The organism is Cyclobacterium xiamenense, from assembly GCF_900109255.1.
Classification (GTDB): domain Bacteria; phylum Bacteroidota; class Bacteroidia; order Cytophagales; family Cyclobacteriaceae; genus Cyclobacterium; species Cyclobacterium xiamenense.
The window spans coordinates 554761-572891 of the sequence record NZ_FNZH01000004.1; the positions used below are offsets into that span (position 1 = coordinate 554761).

An 18131-nucleotide genomic window follows, 5' to 3' on the forward strand; every position below is an offset into this window, starting at 1 on the left:
TTTTCATTGGTTTGGATTGATTGCGGTCAACAACTAGGATTCATTTTACGGGCGAATATCCTTCTTAAAATCTGGAAAACAGGAGTTTAAATATATTTAAAATTATAGTCTTATCACATATTTATTGACGTATTTTAACTCTTTTTTCCAAGACCTCAATGGAGTATATCGAAGTGGCGGCACCCTGTCCCAAATAATTATTAGGAAAATAAAGCCAGTGTTGAATAGACCATGTGTCATGAGGTCCATAAATGGACCAAAGGAATCAATTGACCGTATTTCTCACAAAACTCAATTTATCGGATATATTTTCGCAAAGCCAAATTTTGATGGTAAGGAAAACGTGGGTCGGTGTTTTTTTTTGATATTGACCCAGGTACGTCTCTTTGATGATAGTTGTCGCCTTATTCGACTCCGAGGGGGTCGTATCGTTCTATCCCGACTTCTTCTTTATAAACATTTGACCCATTCCGGGTCTGTGTTCTTTCCTTTTTCCGGCGGACAATTCCAAGTTGCTTTCTTCTTTAGACAATGGGGTGGTAAGAACAAAAAGAATGTCGGCAGGGAAATCAACGGACAGACGAACGATGAAAGGGCAGTCAATGATATTGATTGAATTTTTCATCCCGAAGGGATGACATGTTTATAGAAATTTTTGCATCGATTGGTTCGACCCCGTCGGGGTCGCATTTCGCTGAACGTAAATGCTATCTATAAACATGTGACCTCTCCGAGGTCTGGTTTATTACCTAATCCGTTTGATTAGTAAATGACGGTAAACAAATTAATGGTACGCATCATCTATCCATTTAAACAAATACTTTTCATCCTATTCTACTTCAAATTTTTTCAAAAACCCGATATACTCTTGCTTGGATGTTATTTTCTTGTGATGCTCTTTTTGGTTTTGGATATAGGCAATTACATTGTACAAAGCGGAATGGGAATAAGAAAATGCCCCATAATCTTCCTGCCATTCAAACTTGTACTTCACAAATTTCTTTTCTTTGACAAAAGCATTGGATGCCTTTTTAACCTCCCTCACAAGATCGGACAGGCAGCATGCGGGCTTCATTCCGATTAGGATATGAATATGGTCCGGCATGCCGTTAATTGCAAGTAGTTTTTGACCCTTGTTGGTGATTATTCCGGTGATGTATTTATACAATTCTTCCTCCCACGACGCACCAATCAAACTGGTTCGCCCTTTAACAGCGAATATCACCTGAATATAAATTTGTGAAAATGTACACATAATACATTCAAATTAGTAAACAAATCACCATTCGAGCTAAAGACAAACAGCAGTTGGAGAATTTCTGCATATTCCAAGGCTTGCTGCATGCCAGAACCTACCCCTTTTTTGTAATCTTGGCCTCAATGATGGCCAGCGTAATGTTGTTTTTGTAATAAAGGATGTAATCGGCTCTTTTTCTTGTTCCCCGGGTATGAAGGGAACCCTGCGCAATGATTCGGCCATCAGTAAAAAAAACTTCTTCACGGACCTGCTTGTGAATATCCCACCCTGCCTTTTTCAGCGCAGGCGTGATGAACTTCGTGCAAATGTCCCGTTCGGATAGGCTTTTTTTATACATCGTAAAAAATGCACCATTGGTTACAGGTCTAGAGATATTAGTTAATCGCTAAAAAGAAAATCTAATTGTTGGAATGTCTTGTAAATTGATTGTATTATCCCATCTAGTGTACATCATCTCGGTCTTTTTTCCTTGCTGGAGACCTGGATTTTTTGGCCATCAGCCGCAATAGCCTTGTAGAAAGTTTGCCGTGCCGACTTGTAGGAATCAAGGGGGTGAAAAATACCTGGCTGGCTTATGTTTCAGGTGGTCCAGGACCGCTTTTCACGGGCGGTAAAGCCATAAAAAAAACCATGCTTTTCAGAAAAGCATGGTCGACAGAAAAAGTCAGGATCGATTAAAAACCAAAACCCAAGTAGATCTGCCCTACGCCATTTTTGGAGTTATTGGTTAGGTTTCCGGCCAAATTGGTATTTCCCACTTCCCTAAGGCCGTAATTGTAACGCGCTCCTACATTGACGTTTTTAATATCAAATCCAACGCCCACTACCAGTCCGAAGTCTACTCGGTTAAAATCTTTGGTATCCAATTGCTGCACGACGTTTGGGCTCAGTTCGGAGGAATTCCAGTTCTTGACATTTGCCGACAGCAGGTAGCTTAGGTACGGACCCGCGTGAATATTCAGTGGTCCTACATTTACTGCCAATGCAATGGGTACCTGTATGTAATTCTGGTTAAACCGAATCTCACCGGTCTCGATACCGAATCGGTTTTCAAAATCGGAACCCCCGTAAGAAACCTTGGACCCCATATTGGTGTACAAAACTTCCGGCTGTACCGCCACAAAAATGTTGATTGGGATTTTACCAAATACCCCGAAGTGTATACCTGCCTTCATGTTTTCATCCTCTACGTCGGGTTGTTCCACGTAAAGTTGGGATAGATTCAACCCTCCCTTGATACCAAACTTGGGCCCGGGGTTGTTGTTCTGTGCAGAACTGCTGTTGGTACTCGCCAGTACGGTCACTATCAGGAGCGTTAGGCTAATGACTAGGCGAAAATATGGGGATTTTTTCATGACGTTGCTTCGTTATAATAATTATAAGATTTATTAACATAGCAAATATAATTCTTTTATATTAGTAAAATATTGTAAATAAAAATATAAAAAATACATATTTAATGGGTGTATAAAAAACGTTGGGTTGGCAGCCGGATCCGTGGGGATACGTGTAGGCAAAACATTCCCTCCAAGCGGTTTAGCTGCGTCTTTCTTTTCGCTATTCCCGAAAAATCCAGGGCTCCCGGGAGCTACGCTCGGTTGGGTTATACATGGGAGAAAACCGGTCAACGTACCCGCCGGGGGGGAGCGCTTTTCCACGCCGGATTTGGCAATGGCATGGGCTATCAACCAAGCAGGCTGCAAAAAATTACAAACGGTTGGCCAGGCTGGCCTGTTGCATCCGTAGCGTAGACTAGTTTCGATCGTCCTTCCGGTAGTTTTCCAACAGGGCCATGAGGAGGGTTACCATTTCCGGATGCTGCCCGGACAGGTCCCGGCCTTCCCGAAAATCGTCTTTTAGCTGGTACAATTCCCGCTGTCCGTTGTCCCGTACGATCAATTTCCAATCACCCTGCCGCACGGCGGAGGCTCCCTTTATCTTCCAGTAAAAGGAACGGGGGCTTGCCGGTTTTTCCAGCAGGCCTGCCAGGTACTTCCAAACAGAGGCTCCGTCCCAAGTGTTTTCCGCTTGCGGGGCCGTGCCGGATACTTCCAACAAGGTAGGGAGCCAGTCACTCATATGGATGGGGGTACTGATTTTTCCGGCCGGCAGCCGGCCCGGCCAGTTAACAATACCGGGAACACGGATACCTCCTTCGTAGAGGTCTCCTTTCCAGCCCCTGAGCGGAAAATTATTTCCCAAAACGCGATGGGGTTTATCCGCATATTTTCCCCGGTATTGCTCGGTGCTGCTCCAGCTTTTTTGTCCCCCATTATCGCTGAGAAACAAGATCAACGTGTTTTCCCGTTGTCCGGTTTCCTCGAGGGCCTGCAGGATTTTGCCGATTCCTTCGTCCAGGTGGGAGACGCTGGCTGCAAATAGTTTTCGGGAAGGGTGCATGGTCGGTTTATCCGCATACAGGTCGAGGTATTCCTCGGGTTCTTCCAGAGGATAGTGCGGCACGTGATGGGCCAGGTACAGGAAAAAGGGGTTTTCCCGCCTTTCCCGGATGAAGCGGACAGCCTCTGCCGTCAACAAGTCCGTGACGTGGCCTTCTTCCTCCAGGTACCGGTCGTTTCGATGCCAGGATTTTCGGTCGGTTAGTTGGGTTTCTGTTTTGTATTCGTGGGTATAGGGATCAATCTGTCCGTCAAAGTACCCGTACGACTGATCAAATCCGTATTTCAGCGGGGTATAGGGAGGCGAACCCATGTGCCATTTCCCTACGATGGCGGTAGAATAGCCCGCTTCCTGCAGCAGGGAGGGCAGGGTGGGTGCTCCCAAGTCGATCACTTCTCCGTAAGCGGGAGCCAATACGCCGAACCGGCTGGGAAATTTTCCGGTCATCAGGCTGACCCGGGTAGGGGTACAGGTAGGCATGACGTAAAATTGCTCCAGAATCTTCCCGTTTCGGGCCAGCCGATCAATGTTGGGCGTGCGGATTTCCGATCCCTGGTACCCCACATCGGACCATCCCAGATCGTCCGGGACGATTACCAGGATGTTGGGCCGCTCTTGCTGAACAGTTTGAGCCGGGGAGAGCCTGGCCGATGCGAAAAGAAGCATACCGAAAAGAAGGAGAGGGCGGTTCATGTTGGGTTTGGTTTTTTTACAAAGAAAGAACTTTTTATGAATTACCGGAACAACTCCCCGTCCTAAATGAATCCTTGGAGCGGATGCGGCCGAATCATTTCGCAAGAAATAACCGGCATCAAAAAGAAAGCGGCAAAGAAACGACGCCGTTAAAGTCGGCCGGGAAATGCCCATTATAGGACGCCCTTTACCGATGGTAACTACACCTCTGCAAATCCAGTATCGCCTAAATACCCGGACGGGCCGCGACTACCCGAAACCGCCACTATCCACCGTGTAAAACTTGCGCGATTTTTAGGAGCACTGCTGCAACCATTCCGATCGGTCGGCTCAGTAGGCCGGGCAGCTTTCCCTGGTAGTTAGAATTTCTCGATAATACTCCTAATTTTTTACTTTAATAAATTATTATCATAAATATTTTTAATTAATCAACCGTTAAATTTCAATTTAAAGGTGCTTGGGAAGGCTTTTTTACAAAATTTAATTGTAAATTCATCGCTCCATTGCAAAGGTTTTGCAGAAGTGAGGTGGTTGCTGGCAGGGAGGAGAAGGGGAGGTTGACTGTAGCCCAATGGAGGAAGAAGAAGGGTTTTCTCCAGCAAGAAGGGTTACTGGTTTCTTCCTTGGGGTCAGGTAAAATCCCTGGCCTGAGGTCAATCGCCGGGATTAATGAAGATGTTTGTGGTGAAGGCAGGTTGCGCCCGTCGCAGCCAATACAACGAATGAATTAAGCTTAGTCTATTCGGCCTAATAAAGAGTATTCATTCTGGAAAATACTCCAAGGATCCACCTTGCGGGATTTTTCCGCCAGGTAAAAGAAATCAAAAACGCGACGATTAGCCTGTAAAAAACAGTGTATCAATTACTTAATTTCCTAAATCAATTTCTCTAAAACCAATGTTTCAGTTCTTTACCCTTACAAACACATGAATAAAACCCTACCAATCGAACGGGCAATGCGACGTTGCCTGTTTGCATTTCAGCTGCTAGCTCTGCTTGCGGTATGTCTTCCCCTGCCCGCCGTTTCTGCGGCGAATGGAGAAGCAGTCCGCGATGTAACCATACGGGGCACCATTTTAGATGAGACGGGACAGCCCTTGCCCGGCGCCACTGTGACGGTGACCGGAAGCAGTGCAGGTACCGTTTCCGATATCGATGGAAACTTTTCCCTCACGGTACCCGACGATGCGACCCTGGTCGTTTCGTTTATTGGCTACGCCACACAGACCATTCAGGTGGGAAACCAAACCGAATTTACCATTCAAATGACCCCTGACGAGACCTCCCTGACCGAAGTGCTGGTGGTGGGCTACGGTACCCAGGAAAAACGGGACGTTACCGGGGCCGTTTCGTCCGTCAAGGGAACGGCCATTCAGAATTTACCCGTTTCCGGCGCTGCCCAGGCCCTGCAAGGCAGAGCTGCCGGAGTGAACGTGGTTCGGAACGGTGGTGCTCCCGGAAATCAAGGGTCCATCCGTATCCGGGGGACGGGTACCTTAAACAATGCCGATCCCCTGATCATCATTGACGGCGTGCCGGGCGGAAACCTGAACGACGTGAACCCCAACAACATCGAATCGATTGAGATTCTGAAAGATGCTTCCGCTTCGGCCATTTACGGTACCCGGGCTGCCAACGGCGTGGTGATCGTGACCACCAAACGTGGTGATTTTGACCAACCGCTGAAATTTGAGCTCAACGGCTACACGGGCGTATCGAATGCCATCAAGACCATCGATGTGCTGGAAGCCCCCGATTTGGCTTTGCTCAAGCGGGAACGGTATACCAACGACGGCCTGGCCATCAACCCCATCTGGGAAAACCCCGCCTACCAAACCCAACAAACCAATTGGCAGGAAGAGCTGCTGGGACAGGGAACCACGCAAAACGTGGATTTGACCCTTACCGGCGGCAACAAAAACTCCTCCTTTATGCTTTCCGGAGGTTATTTTGAGGAGAAAGGGATGATAACCAATTCCAATTTCAGGCGGTTGAGTTTTCGGCTGAACTCCGACCACAAAATAAACGACCGGTTCAAAATCGGGCAAAACCTGCAATTGGTTTCCATCGACCAGGTCAGTCCCAATACCCTTTCCGCCCAAACGGGCGTTTTGTGGAGTGCCATTCGCTTTCATCCCGGATTGCCCGTTCAGAATCCGGACGGAAGCTATAGCTCCTCCCAGATTTCCGGCGAGTTTGGCGATATCAACAACCCCATTTTTACCCAGGAAAACCTGGATAACAACAATACCAGCCACAAGCTGCTCGGTAACGTGCAGGCGGAATACGAATTGCTGGAGGGCTTGAAAGTGCGGGCGAATTTTGGCCTGGAAGGGGCCATCAGCGACGGCTCTAATTTTAACATCATCGTCAACGACCAGATACGTGCTAACCCCCGAAACTCCCTTTCTAGAAGTTACAACGAGTATTACTCCGTACTTGCCGAGTACTTTGTATCCTACGACAAGGTGTTTGCCGACCTGCACAAGGTGAATTTTGTCGGTGGGTATACCACGCAGACCTTTAACTCAGATGGGTTCAGCGCCAGCAAACTGGACTTTATCGACGAGTCTTTTGATCAGCGGTTTTTGGATGTGGGGCAAACCCTGAATTCCATCAACGGGGGGAAATCGTACGATGCCCTGGCCTCCTATTTTGGTCGGGTAGCCTACGATTACGACGAGCGCTACCTGGTTACAGCTACCTTTCGAAGCGATGGCTCCTCCAAATTTGCACCGGGCAACCGCTGGGGGTACTTCCCGGCATTCTCCCTGGGCTGGAGGGTATCCGAAGAAGACTTTTTTCAGAACATCGGCTTTATTTCCAATTTGAAAGTAACCGGGGGCTGGGGAAGCCTGGGTAACCAAAACGTGCCCGGTCTGCAGTACCTGGCCCTCATCAGTTCGGGACGCAGGTATTCCTTTGGCGGCAACCAGACGGTTGGTGCCGCCCAAACCCGAATACCCAACCTGAACATCACCTGGGAATCCGCTCAAATGACCAATTTTGGCCTGGATATCGGATTTCTGGAAAATCGCTTATTGGCCAACTTCAACTATTTTATCAAAAACACCAAGGACATGCTGATTGCGCCGCCCACCATTGGTAGCATCGGCACCGCTCAGATTCCCAACCAAAACATTGGGGAACTGCGAAATCAGGGTCTGGAAATGGAGTTGCTATTCCGGGAAACCAAGGGCAAGTTGTTCTACTCCGTTAGTGGAAATGCTTCCTTTATCCAAAACGAAGTTACCCAGCTAGCGGACGGGAATTTCATCGGTTCCCGGCTGTACGGCCGGTCCAGCCAGGAGTTGTCCCGAACCTACGAAGGCTTTCCGATTGCCAGCTTTTATGGCTGGCGGGCAGACGGCATTTATCAAAGTAACGAGGAGATCCAAAGCGATGCGAATATCGCCAACGATCCCCGAAGGACCGCCGGCTTGATTCAGCCCGGAGACGTACGCTTTATCGACCTGAATAACGACGGATTGATCGACGAAACCGACCGGGAAGTCATCGGCAATCCGCATCCCAAGGTGGTCTACGGGCTGAACGCCGAACTGGGCTATGGAAATTTTGACCTGAGTTTGTTTTTCCTGGGCAATGCAGGTTTTGATATCTACAATGCCGACCGCATGCAGGGAATCGATCCCACCTATCCGTTCAACATGTACGCCGAGACCATCAATCGATGGACCGGTCAGGGAAGCACCAATGAAATTCCCCGCATGACCACCAAGCGAGACAACCTCAATCACCGCACCTCGGATATGTTCCTTGAGCGGGGCGATTTCTTCCGGCTCAAAAACATGGTGCTGGGCTATACCTTGCCTGAAATGCTGACCTCACGTATCGGGGTCACAAGGGCCCGGTTTTACGTCACCGGTCAGAACGTATTCATCCTCACCGGCTATTCCGGCATGGACCCCGAACTCGGCTATACGGACGGAAACCTACAGTTGAATGCCGATTTTGCCCAATATCCCCAGGCCAGAAGCTGGACCATCGGTACCACCATTACATTTTAAGTCAAGCCATGAAAAAGACGATTTTATACCTACTACTTTCCGGGGTGCTGCTAGGCGCCTGTGACGATTCCATTCTGGAGACAGTGCCTTATGGGCAATCGACGTCTTCCCAGTTTTGGAGAAATGCGGACGATGCCATCGCCGCAGCCAATGCCATGTACGAGCCCCTGGTGACGCATGATTTCTACGGGCATGCCGAGCATACCTTCGATATTCCTTCCGACGACCAATTTCGCGCCGGTGACCATGGCGAAGATCAGGCCATCGAGTCCTTTACCTTCGATGCAGGAAATCCCCAGTTGTACTACAGCTGGCGGCACAAGTACGAGGTCATTTCCCGCGCCAATGCGGTCTTGATCAACGTACCCGATATATCCATGGACCAAAGCCTGAAAAACCGTACACTAGGCGAGGCACACTTTCTGCGCGGCTTTATGTACTGGCGGTTGATGGTCATTTATGGGGGCACTCCCTTGATTTTGGAGGCAGATGTACTGGCCAACGAGTACAACAAACCCAAGGCCACCATGGAAGAAATGCAGGCGCAGATCGCGGCGGACTTGAGCACGGCTGCCGACCTATTGCCGGAATCCCACGGTCCGGATGATTTGGGCCGGGCACACAAAGGCTCTGCCCGGGGATTGCTGGCAAAGTTGTACCTGTATCAGGAGAATTTTGCCGGCGCCATACAGGTCGGGCAGCAGGTGCTGGATGGTCCGTATCCATTGGCCGATGACTTTGGGGATAACTTCCGGGTGGAAACTCAGAACAACCCCGAGATGCTGTTTGCGGTGCAAAGTTTGCAAGGCTGGCGGGAAAATAACCACGTGATCTATTCCACTCCCAGACCCTGGGGCGGATGGGATTTCCACGAGCCGGTGCAGGATTTGATCGATGAATTTGAAGAGGGGGATCCCCGCTTGGATTACACTGTCTACAAACCCGGAGACATGGTGGACCTGGGCGGTAGCCGGGGGCTGACACCCTATACCGAGGACCTGTCCTCGACAGGTTACCACTTTCGAAAATACAGTTCCTGGAGACCACAGGGCGGGTTAAATATGAGTCACAATAACCCCATTTTGCGTACGGCAGACGTGTACCTGATCGTTGCGGAAGCGAAAATACGCTCCGGACAAAACGGAGATGCCGAGATCAACGCGGTGCGGCAGCGGTCCGGTAGAGCCCCGTTGACCAATGCCACCATGGAACACCTGATTCACGAGCGCCGGGTGGAACTAGCCGGTGAAAACCAGCGCCATCAGGACCTGATCCGCTGGGATCGGGCCGGCATCGTGGACATTGTGGCCATCTATCAGAAAGACCTGGGTCCCTTGAAGCCACCCCGAACCTTCGAACGGCCCAAGCATTATCTGTTTGCCATTCCGCAACGGGAAATTGATCTGAGTAACGGTGTGTTGACCCAAAACCCCGGGTATTGATGGAACGAATTGCGTTTTTCTTCCTCCTTGGCCTGGGAACAATGGCTGCTTGTACCCGGACTCCCGGGGAGCAGCTGCTGGGCAAATGGAAGTTGGACTCCGCGTATTACCATTACAACCAGTTTAGTTTCAGCAGTGGCGGCTGGCACCAGGAAGAGATCTACGAGTTTCTCCCAAGCGGAGAAACCCGTACCCTGGCGCAAGGGTCCTTTATTTCCAATGCTTACGAGCTGGAAGGCAATCAATTAGTTTACCTGGACGAAGCCGGGGTACCGAGTAGTACCTACGAGATTCTGGCATTGGACCGGAATCACCTGGTGCTTCGCGCGGAAAAACAGCCCCTCTTCAAGGGGGGCAACCAAAATCGATTCGAGATTCGCTATTTCTCTAAATTTGATTGAACGGGGTAGGAGGTAAGCCGATTTCCCTGCAGATCAAAGTAGTCGATGCGAATCAATTCTTTTTCATAGGGAATGCTAGTGGGTTGTTGGGTCAGGTACCCGGCTCCCCGGTAGCATTCCTTTTTTCGTACCCTTCCCGATCGGTAATGAAGCTCCACATAGGCAGCCCGATCGACGTTTGGTGGAGAAAAATCCGAAGGTGTGTCCGGAAAGATATCCAGCCAGGTCGTGGGGGCATCGTTTTTCAGGGCTACGGCCAGGTTTTTCCCCTGGCTCTCTACCCGCAGATGGGTCAATCCCCGGTGGTCCCCCGAGATCCAGGGCGATTGTGGGGGACAGGTAAAGCTCCCCTTGCCGTCGCCGTGCAGCAGCAGCCCGTAGGAGGCATCGTAGGGACCGTTGATGGCTTCGGCCTGGTGATTGTTTCCCGTTAAGAAAAGGTCCGTATGTCCATCCCCGTCAAAATCCGAAGCCAGGGCTCCATAAACCGGGGCCAGCTGTGCCTCGTTTGGCAGCGGCAGCCAGTGAAAACCTTCTTCGGTATTCAAGAGGATGCCGGAGGCGAATCGATCAGCGGACAACTGCTGCGGTTCGCTTACACCCGTGGCAGCAATCAGGGAGGCCAAATCTGCCCGCGCATAGTCCTGGTAGCTGGGGTAGGTTTTTCGTAAGGAGGGCAGCTGTTGAAACAAATCGTCCCGGGGATGCAGGGGGACGCGCTTGCCGTCCCGTACCTCCGAAATAATCGCCTCCCGACTGCCATTGGCGTCAAAATCCGCCCAGTGGATCTGCAGCGGCTCGCCCTCCCGCGCCTGATAGCGGCTATTGTGTCCCAGGTTGCCGAGGATGTAATCGGTGCGTCCGTCTCCATTCAAGTCGGCCCCAGTGATGCTGTTCCACCAGCCGGCGCTGTTTGCCAATCCCTTTTCCCCAGGTTTGCGAACCAGTTTTCCCTGTTGATTTTCAAAAAGCGTGACTTCCATCCATTCCCCCACTAGCCATAAATCCAGCCAACCGTCGTTGTTATAATCCGACCAAAGTGCCGCGGTAACCATGCCGATGGATGCCAGTCCGGGCGCGCGCTCCTTTGTTACGTCCCGGAATTTCCCCCCTTCGTTGAGCAGCAATTGAGAGGTTCCGGGAAGGGGATAGTCATTGGGCGCCAGTCGCCCTCCGATAAACAAGTCCAGGTCCCCGTCGGCGTCAAAATCGCCGGCAATCACACAGGAACCGCTTACCGGATTTTCCGGCAGTGATCCCTCCGCACGGAGGAATTCACCGTTTCCATCGTTTAGGTACAGCCGGTCCTGGTAATAGGGCGATCCGGGTTTGAATTCGTTTCCCCCCGAAACCAGGTACAGGTCCTGATCGCCGTCCCCGTCTGCATCGAAGAATAGTGCGCCCATGTCTTCGTACACCGCATCCGCTTCCGGCAGGGAGCGGCGGTCAAAACTTCCTTCCGGGGTTTGGATAAAAAGCTGCCCGGTCTGTCCGTGGGCACCTCCGACATACAGGTCTTCCAACCCGTCCCCATTTAGGTCCGCCACAGCGGCTCCGGGGCCCAGTTGGGAATGCTTGTGGGGCAGCATGGGCTGCAGATTAAAATCCGCGTAGTACCGTTCTTCGTGGGCAAACACCGGGAGTTGCGGTGCCGATTTCGGGCGAAGGGTAGGGGTCGCAGCAAGCGGTCCGACGGGTTCCTTGGAAGCGGGGGTAGCGGCTTCCTGATCCAGTTCCAGGGTTTGGTTGGCGGGAATGTCCGTCAGCCGGCTGTGCTCCCCGTTTGGCCAGACGACGAGTAGGGAATCCACGGTTTCGGCCGTTCCCAGGCCAAAATGAATCGTTTCGGACACCGAGGATTGGTAGCCCCGGGTTAAATACTGCTCGTGAAACTGCTGCAGGGAATCCGTCCATAGGTACACCTTTGCTCCAAGCGCCTGGATATTGGGACGCTTGCCGGTTAGCTGGAGCTGCAGAAAGCGAGCGCCCTTTTTCCCGGCATTGTTTTGGTAAATGGCGGCGTTTGCGTAGGTATTGGTAACGATCAGGTCCAGGGCGCCGTCATTGTTTAGGTCGGCATAGGCAGCCCCGCTGGAGTAGGAGGGCTGTGCCATGCCCCAGTCAACGCCTACATCCCGGAAGGTAAGGTCCCGGCGGTTTTGGAAGATAAAATTAGGGATATGCGCCCCCTCCAGGTTTTTGAGGGCTTCGCTGATTTCCCGGCTGCTAAGCCGCGCAAAATTTGATCGGTAGTCCACAAAATCCCGGTTGGTAATGTCGCGGGGATAGCCGTTGGTGATTAGCAGGTCCTTCCATCCATCGTTGTCCAGGTCCACCCATAAAGGGGCCCAGCTCCAGTCGGTAGCGCTGACGCCTGCCATCGGGGCAATGTCCGAAAACAGGGGTAGGTTTTCCGTAGTGGTGCCCCGGTGCAGCTGCAAGGTATTGCGCATCAGTTGCGGTTCGTAGCCAGTCTTGAGTTCGGACAGGTAGCGGTCGTTGCCGGTTTTTCCGAACATCAGCTTTTGCCGGTAGGTATCCGGGGGCAGCATGTCCACGCTGAGGATGTCGGGGAGTCCGTCGTTGTTGAAATCCGCCACGTCCGTTCCCATGGAAGAATAGCTGGTATGGGGAAAGGCCTTTCCCGCCACATTTGTAAAGGTACCGTCTTGTTGGTTGAGGTAGAGCAGGTCGTTGGACAGGTAGTCGTTGCTGACATAGATATCCGGCCATCCGTCCCGGTTGCTATCCGTGATGGCTACCCCCAGTCCGTAGCCTTCGATGGTGATGCCTGCTTCGGTGGAAATATCCGTAAAGGTTTGGTCCCCGTTGTTGCGGTACAGCTTGTCCGTGTTGAGCATTTCCCCCTGAAGCCGTTTTGGGCGGATGATATTGGGACCCGTTTCATCGGTCATGTTGTTGAGCAGGTACAAGTCCAGGTCCCCGTCCCGGTCGAAGTCAAAAAAGGCCGCTTGCGTACTGAATCCCCGGTCCGCCAGTCCGTAGCTTTCCGCCATTTCGATAAAGGTCAGGTCGCCCTGATTGACGTACAATTCGTTGGCGCGTTGGGGGGAACCGTAGGGCCCCGAAAAACAAATATAGATGTCCCGCAGGCCATCCTGGTTGATATCGACGATGCTGACGCCGGTAGCCCATTTTCCCTGGGTAGTGATTCCCGAGGAAGCCGTGCGATTTTCGAAGGTAAAATCCCCTGTATTGATATAGAGCTCCGAGTTCCCCATATTGGAGGTAAAGAAGAGGTCGTCTAGCCCGTCCCCGTTAAAATCCGCCACGGCCACACCGGCGCCGTTGTAGAAATATTCGAAGGTAAGGATGTTCATAAACTCGTCTTCGCGCAGCGTATTTTGGAAATCCACACCCGAGTGGGAAGCGGGGATTTCCGAGAGCAGCTGGGGTTCCCGGCAGGAAAACCCCAAAAGCAGGGCCATCATTACCGGTACGAGGAATTGTTTCATGGAGCGCAGGGTGATCAAATTAGTGGAATAAAGATACCGAATTTGGTCAGGGAATGGGAAGCGAGGGGGTTAATTTTTTGTGAAAACGACGGTTTGGCTGCTGGCTGGGTTTTGTTTGGGGTGCCCGTACCTGTTTTTTACGGGATAGTGGTAGCTTTTTTGGGCTTTTTAGTGAAATTTTTAGTAGTATTATCTCCTGATAAAAAAGGTGATTTTATAAGGGTTATCCACCCAAATATGGATCCATAACCCTGACTCAGTCAGGTATATATACGAGTTGTAGAGCATTAAAAGCGAATAAACTCCCGAATATAAAAGATGATTTAAAATGGATAAGGTGTTTTCAAGGTCAATGGTAAAGACATTTACAAAAAAACATTTCTACAGACTATTTCCTTTGGCTCTTGGCCTTATCTCAGGCTTTTCTGTTTTCTACTTTTTATTTTTTTTCGGAGCTTATGGTATTCAAAAAGGGATATCATATTCGGGCCATTCCCATCTTTTCAGAAGTATAAGTTTTGGGGTACTAACCTTTATGTACCTGACTGCTTTCGAAACTTGGATGAAGCCAAAATTGAATATTACTAGGCTCAGCCATTCAATAATTTGGTATATAGGGTTATTGATTATCGGCAGCCAACTTATATTTCTCTTATTCAATTTCTTTTGGAATTGGCAGGAGTGGAACGTTGAAGCCTACCTGCTTATAGTGAAAGAATTTCCGCTTTTGATGGCACTGCCATTATCTTTTTACTTAGTCTTAATAGCACTTATAAAACCCAACATCATTAAGGAAGAATACTTATTGTTTCAATCTGAAAATGATAAAGACCAATTGAAGGTTAGGTTGCAGGACTTTATGTACGCCAATTCTTCTGAAAACTATATTACGATTTTCTATACTTCAAATAGTAAGAGTATGCAACACCTCATTCGCAAGCCATTAAAAGTCTTGGAGCAAGAGTTAAATGCATATCCTGAAGTAAAGCGAATCCACAGAAGTTATTTGTTGAATAGCCGTAACATTCAAGCGGTAAAGCAACTCAAAACAAAAGTATTTGTAGAAATGAATGGGACGAGCTTACCCGTATCAAAGCAATTTCAAAAACACTTTCTTGACTAGCTATTCTTTTCATCCCTCATCGTGAATTTTCATCCCTAAACCGTTATAGCACTTCTCAAAAGGCTTTTTGAAGGTTTATGTTTGCAAAAAAGTAAGCTAATGATGAAAATGATAACGGCACTTTCCTTAGTGATGTTTCTATTTCTAAGTAACGGGTGTCAAAACAAAAAAAAGGAAATTGCGCCTCTGTACAATCAAAAGTTTGATTCCCTATTCAACGCTCACCATAGCCAAGATTTGTTCCATGGTGGTGTTGTCATTACGCACAGTGGTGAGACGGTCTATGAAAACTATTTTGGACTAGCAAATAGAGGCTGGAACATTCCCTTTGATAAAGATGTAAAGCTTGATATCGCTTCGGTAAATAAATCGATAATTGCCGCACTTGTTTTAAAAGCGGCTGAAGAAGGAAGGCTGAATTTGGAAGACAATCTGGTTGATTTACTTTCAGGTTTTTCTTACGAAGGAAGTTTTCACCCTGAAATTACCCTGCATCATATGCTAAGCCATAGTTCAGGCTTGCCCGATTATGAGGGTGTAGCTGAAGATTTGAAGCTTAATCAATTTTTACCCTTCAAACGTCTGCGATTTACCAACGAGGATTACGTTGACTTCATCAGTAAGATTGAGCCTATTAACACTCCGGGCCAGCAATTTTACTACAGCAACTTTGCTTATCATTTATTGCCAATCATATTGGAGGAAACCTACCAAAAGCCGTTCAGTAAGATTTTGGAAGAAAAACTGGCACTCCCCTTGGGTTTGAAAAATACTGTTTCCGAAAGTGAAAACGAGGTAGTAATATCAAAACTGGCAAATGCATACAACTACCAAGACGAAACTGGACAGTGGCATCAAAATCTATTCATTGATTTGAGCCTTGGCAGGAGAGTATTCTCTACAGCTTCTGACCTCAACAGGTGGGCGCAAGCAATGGATAACCCAGGTTGGCTAGCAGCAGAGTCCTTAAACTTGATGCAGCAAAACCACCAAGCCGAAATAGATGCAAGTTTTAGCTACGGTTATGGCTGGGTGGTAATAGACGGTGAAAATAAAAGTAGAATGGTCGATTTAGGCACCAAAAAACCCTACATCATCCATGGCGGCAGTACTGAGGGCTACAAAGCAATGCTCATAAATATCAATAGAGGTGAATACGTAATCAGTTTTTTGAGCAATGTGGGTAATAGAACCGATGAAATACAACTAGCACAACAAATTGTAAATCTTTTAAATATTTAATCATGAAATACATTCTTCAATTATTTATAATCTCATCAATATTTTTAACCCAATCATCATATGGTCAAAAATCCAGAATGATAGGACTATGGGAAGCCATAAATGTGGATGTCGGAGAAGAAAATATGACTCCAGTAGCAAAGTGGTTTCGCTTCAAAGAAGACGGAACAACCGAATCTGGAAATGGATGGCTAAAAAATTACGATGGGACTTGGGAATATGACGCTGGAAAAAGCACATTCGGCAGTAATGATCCCCTTGGAATAAAGGATGAAGCTGGTGCCTTTAAAGTGTCTTTTGATAAAGAGTATATGTATTGGGAAAGAGAAGAAGACGGAATGCCAGTAAAAGTGACTTTAAAGCCTGTAAATGAGCTACCTATGTCTCCAGCTGATTTTCTAAAGGGAGTTTGGGGGATTGAGTCAATTACAAAAGATGGAGTATCTATTTTGGATCAGTTTGACCCTAATGGAAAACACTATTTACATATTCGTTGGGATAGAATTTATCGCAATCGAAATTCAGAAGGTGAGATTTTCACAGGTTATTGGCACATTCACGGTCATAGGTCTGAAATAACTTTACTACCTCATACAGAAGGAAAAATTGCCGAAAGTTGGAGAATAGAGGTGAACGAAAAAGAATTATTGATGGTGGGAATTTCCGATACCAATCGTAATATTGAACGGAAATATGTAAGGCGAAATACATTTTAAAGTCTATAAAAACGCTCTACAACAAAACCTATACGCAATACCCTTCGGGATACTGCGCATAGCCAAAACGTTGTGCGGCAGCTAAAAAAAGACAACATTGAACATTAATTGGAACATATCACAAGCTGACATTGATAAAGTAAAAAAGGTATTAACGGACAACCAAAACGCCTTTTTACGAGCCAGACAATTAAGAAATGTTGAAAAGCAAAATATTGTGATTGATAAGGACTCTATCGTAAAGATAATGATTATGTGCCTTCTGACTTCACAACAACGTTCGGGGCCAAATTCCACGGTTGGACAATTTCTAAGACTTGACCCATTTCCTATAACGATTGAAAAATTGACAACCGCCAGCAATGTGGAAGAATTTATAAAGGGTACTTTACGACAAAATGGTCTGACAAGATATGTGAACAGGATTGGTTCTTTTTTTGCTTCAAACTACAGGCAAATTGTTAATAGAAATTGGAACATAATAAAAGAACTTGAAAAGCTAAAAATCGCAGATTCAAAAAGTGATGAGAGAAAGGTTGCCGACAATTTAGCCAATGATTTTGACGGATTTGGACCCAAACAGGCTAGAAACTTTCTTCAAGCACTTGGACTTACGAAATATGAAATCCCGATTGACTCAAGAATAACGACTTGGTTAAATGATTTTGGTTTTCCAGTAGCATTGACTTCTTCTCCACTTGGAGACAAAGGATATTATCATTTTGTTTCGGACGGAATCCAAGAGCTTTGTGAGAAAGCTGATGTTTATCCTTGTCTTTTGGACGCAGCGATATTTTCGAGTTTTGACAATGGTGAATGGAAGGAAGAAAACACAGTATTCTAAAAATGAAAAAGCCGACCGCAAAACAAAAGCTATACGTAATGCGGGGGTTTGTGCTAAATTGATAGTAAATGAATATTAACAAACATACGGCTAAACAGAAAGTGATGTGCTTTTTAATCCCGCACTACGCAAAGTCGAGACCGTGTGTGACTTGAATCAGCCCCTAGGGGCAGAATGCTTTGAAATGGATGGAGGACTAGTGGGCAACCAATAGAGAGGCCCTCCGATGGCGGCCTGCCGGGGCAGCCATCAAATCGCCTTGCGCTGCATTTAGCGGAAATGCTGGTGTGGTGAGCGGATAAGGAAAAACGGGGACAGTGATCCCCGTAGGTAAGTGCAGATGGAGCTGAATGAAAATAAACCAGTGATGAAGCCTCGAGAAAGCAAATCATGATGTGTAAAACAGGTAGTTACGTTTGTACCTGTGACAAAGTGTGGCAGACGCCCGGAAGATACCGGCCACACCGCATCCGGGGTAAAGTTGGCAGGAACGCAGTACAGGCCATTT

General features: G+C 48.1%; 11 protein-coding genes and 1 pseudogene. 7 read left to right on the top strand and 5 right to left on the bottom strand.

The genetic code is table 11. From position 1 onward, the window contains the following. Window positions 1-829: 829 nt before the first annotated feature. The 4 genes and pseudogenes from tnpA to BMW71_RS15790 form a co-directional block, all read right to left on the bottom strand. Window positions 830-1255, bottom strand: coding sequence for an IS200/IS605 family transposase (gene tnpA / locus BMW71_RS15765; protein ID WP_394333698.1), 426 nt, complete (start codon window positions 1253-1255; stop codon window positions 830-832). Window positions 1256-1272: 17 nt separating this feature from the next. Further along, window positions 1273-1595, bottom strand: a pseudogene (locus BMW71_RS15770) (type I restriction endonuclease subunit R); the annotation flags it as partial. 337 nt (window positions 1596-1932) lie between these two features. After that, window positions 1933-2613 carry a porin family protein gene (locus BMW71_RS15780; RefSeq protein ID WP_092175989.1) on the bottom strand — a complete coding sequence of 227 codons (681 nt, stop codon included), beginning with the start codon at window positions 2611-2613 and terminating at the stop codon, window positions 1933-1935. Between the two features lie 397 nt (window positions 2614-3010). After that, window positions 3011-4351, bottom strand: coding sequence for a sulfatase-like hydrolase/transferase (locus BMW71_RS15790; RefSeq protein ID WP_177179670.1), 1341 nt, complete (start codon window positions 4349-4351; stop codon window positions 3011-3013). Window positions 4352-5277: 926 nt separating this feature from the next. Between BMW71_RS15790 and BMW71_RS15800 the strand changes: the two genes are divergently transcribed. Genes BMW71_RS15800 through BMW71_RS15810 form a run of 3 tightly spaced genes read left to right on the top strand, consistent with a single transcriptional unit; the run spans window position 5278 to window position 10222 of the window. Beyond that, window positions 5278-8379, top strand: a complete 3102-nt coding sequence (locus BMW71_RS15800; protein WP_092176001.1) for a SusC/RagA family TonB-linked outer membrane protein — start codon at window positions 5278-5280, stop codon at window positions 8377-8379. A gap of 8 nt (window positions 8380-8387) precedes the next feature. Continuing rightward, window positions 8388-9821, top strand: a complete 1434-nt coding sequence (locus BMW71_RS15805; RefSeq protein ID WP_092176003.1) for a RagB/SusD family nutrient uptake outer membrane protein — start codon at window positions 8388-8390, stop codon at window positions 9819-9821. Then, window positions 9821-10222, top strand: coding sequence for a hypothetical protein (locus tag BMW71_RS15810; protein ID WP_092176006.1), 402 nt, complete (start codon window positions 9821-9823; stop codon window positions 10220-10222). Before BMW71_RS15805 ends, BMW71_RS15810 begins: the two co-directional genes overlap by 1 nt. Here BMW71_RS15810 and BMW71_RS15815 read toward each other — a convergent pair. Then, the gene (locus tag BMW71_RS15815; RefSeq protein ID WP_092176009.1) at window positions 10201-13698 is read right to left on the bottom strand and encodes a VCBS repeat-containing protein; all 3498 of its coding nucleotides are present in this window, start codon (window positions 13696-13698) and stop codon (window positions 10201-10203) included. The genes BMW71_RS15810 and BMW71_RS15815 overlap by 22 nt on opposite strands. A gap of 328 nt (window positions 13699-14026) precedes the next feature. On the opposite strand from BMW71_RS15815, the gene BMW71_RS15820 reads away from it, so the two are divergent. The 4 genes from BMW71_RS15820 to BMW71_RS15835 all read left to right on the top strand — a co-directional run bounded on the left by BMW71_RS15820 (window position 14027) and on the right by BMW71_RS15835 (window position 17623). Beyond that, window positions 14027-14821: a LytTR family DNA-binding domain-containing protein gene (locus BMW71_RS15820; protein ID WP_092176011.1), complete on the top strand. Its 795-nt coding sequence runs from the start codon at window positions 14027-14029 to the stop codon at window positions 14819-14821. A gap of 99 nt (window positions 14822-14920) precedes the next feature. Continuing rightward, a complete protein-coding gene (locus BMW71_RS15825) occupies window positions 14921-16063 on the top strand; it encodes a serine hydrolase domain-containing protein (RefSeq protein ID WP_092176014.1) in 1143 nt (380 codons plus the stop codon). Between the two features lie 2 nt (window positions 16064-16065). Continuing rightward, on the top strand, window positions 16066-16779 hold the full coding sequence (locus BMW71_RS15830; protein WP_143057642.1) for a hypothetical protein: 714 nt from the start codon (window positions 16066-16068) through the stop codon (window positions 16777-16779). 97 nt (window positions 16780-16876) lie between these two features. Further along, a complete protein-coding gene (locus tag BMW71_RS15835; RefSeq protein ID WP_092176019.1) occupies window positions 16877-17623 on the top strand; it encodes a hypothetical protein in 747 nt (248 codons plus the stop codon). Window positions 17624-18131 lie beyond the last annotated feature (508 nt).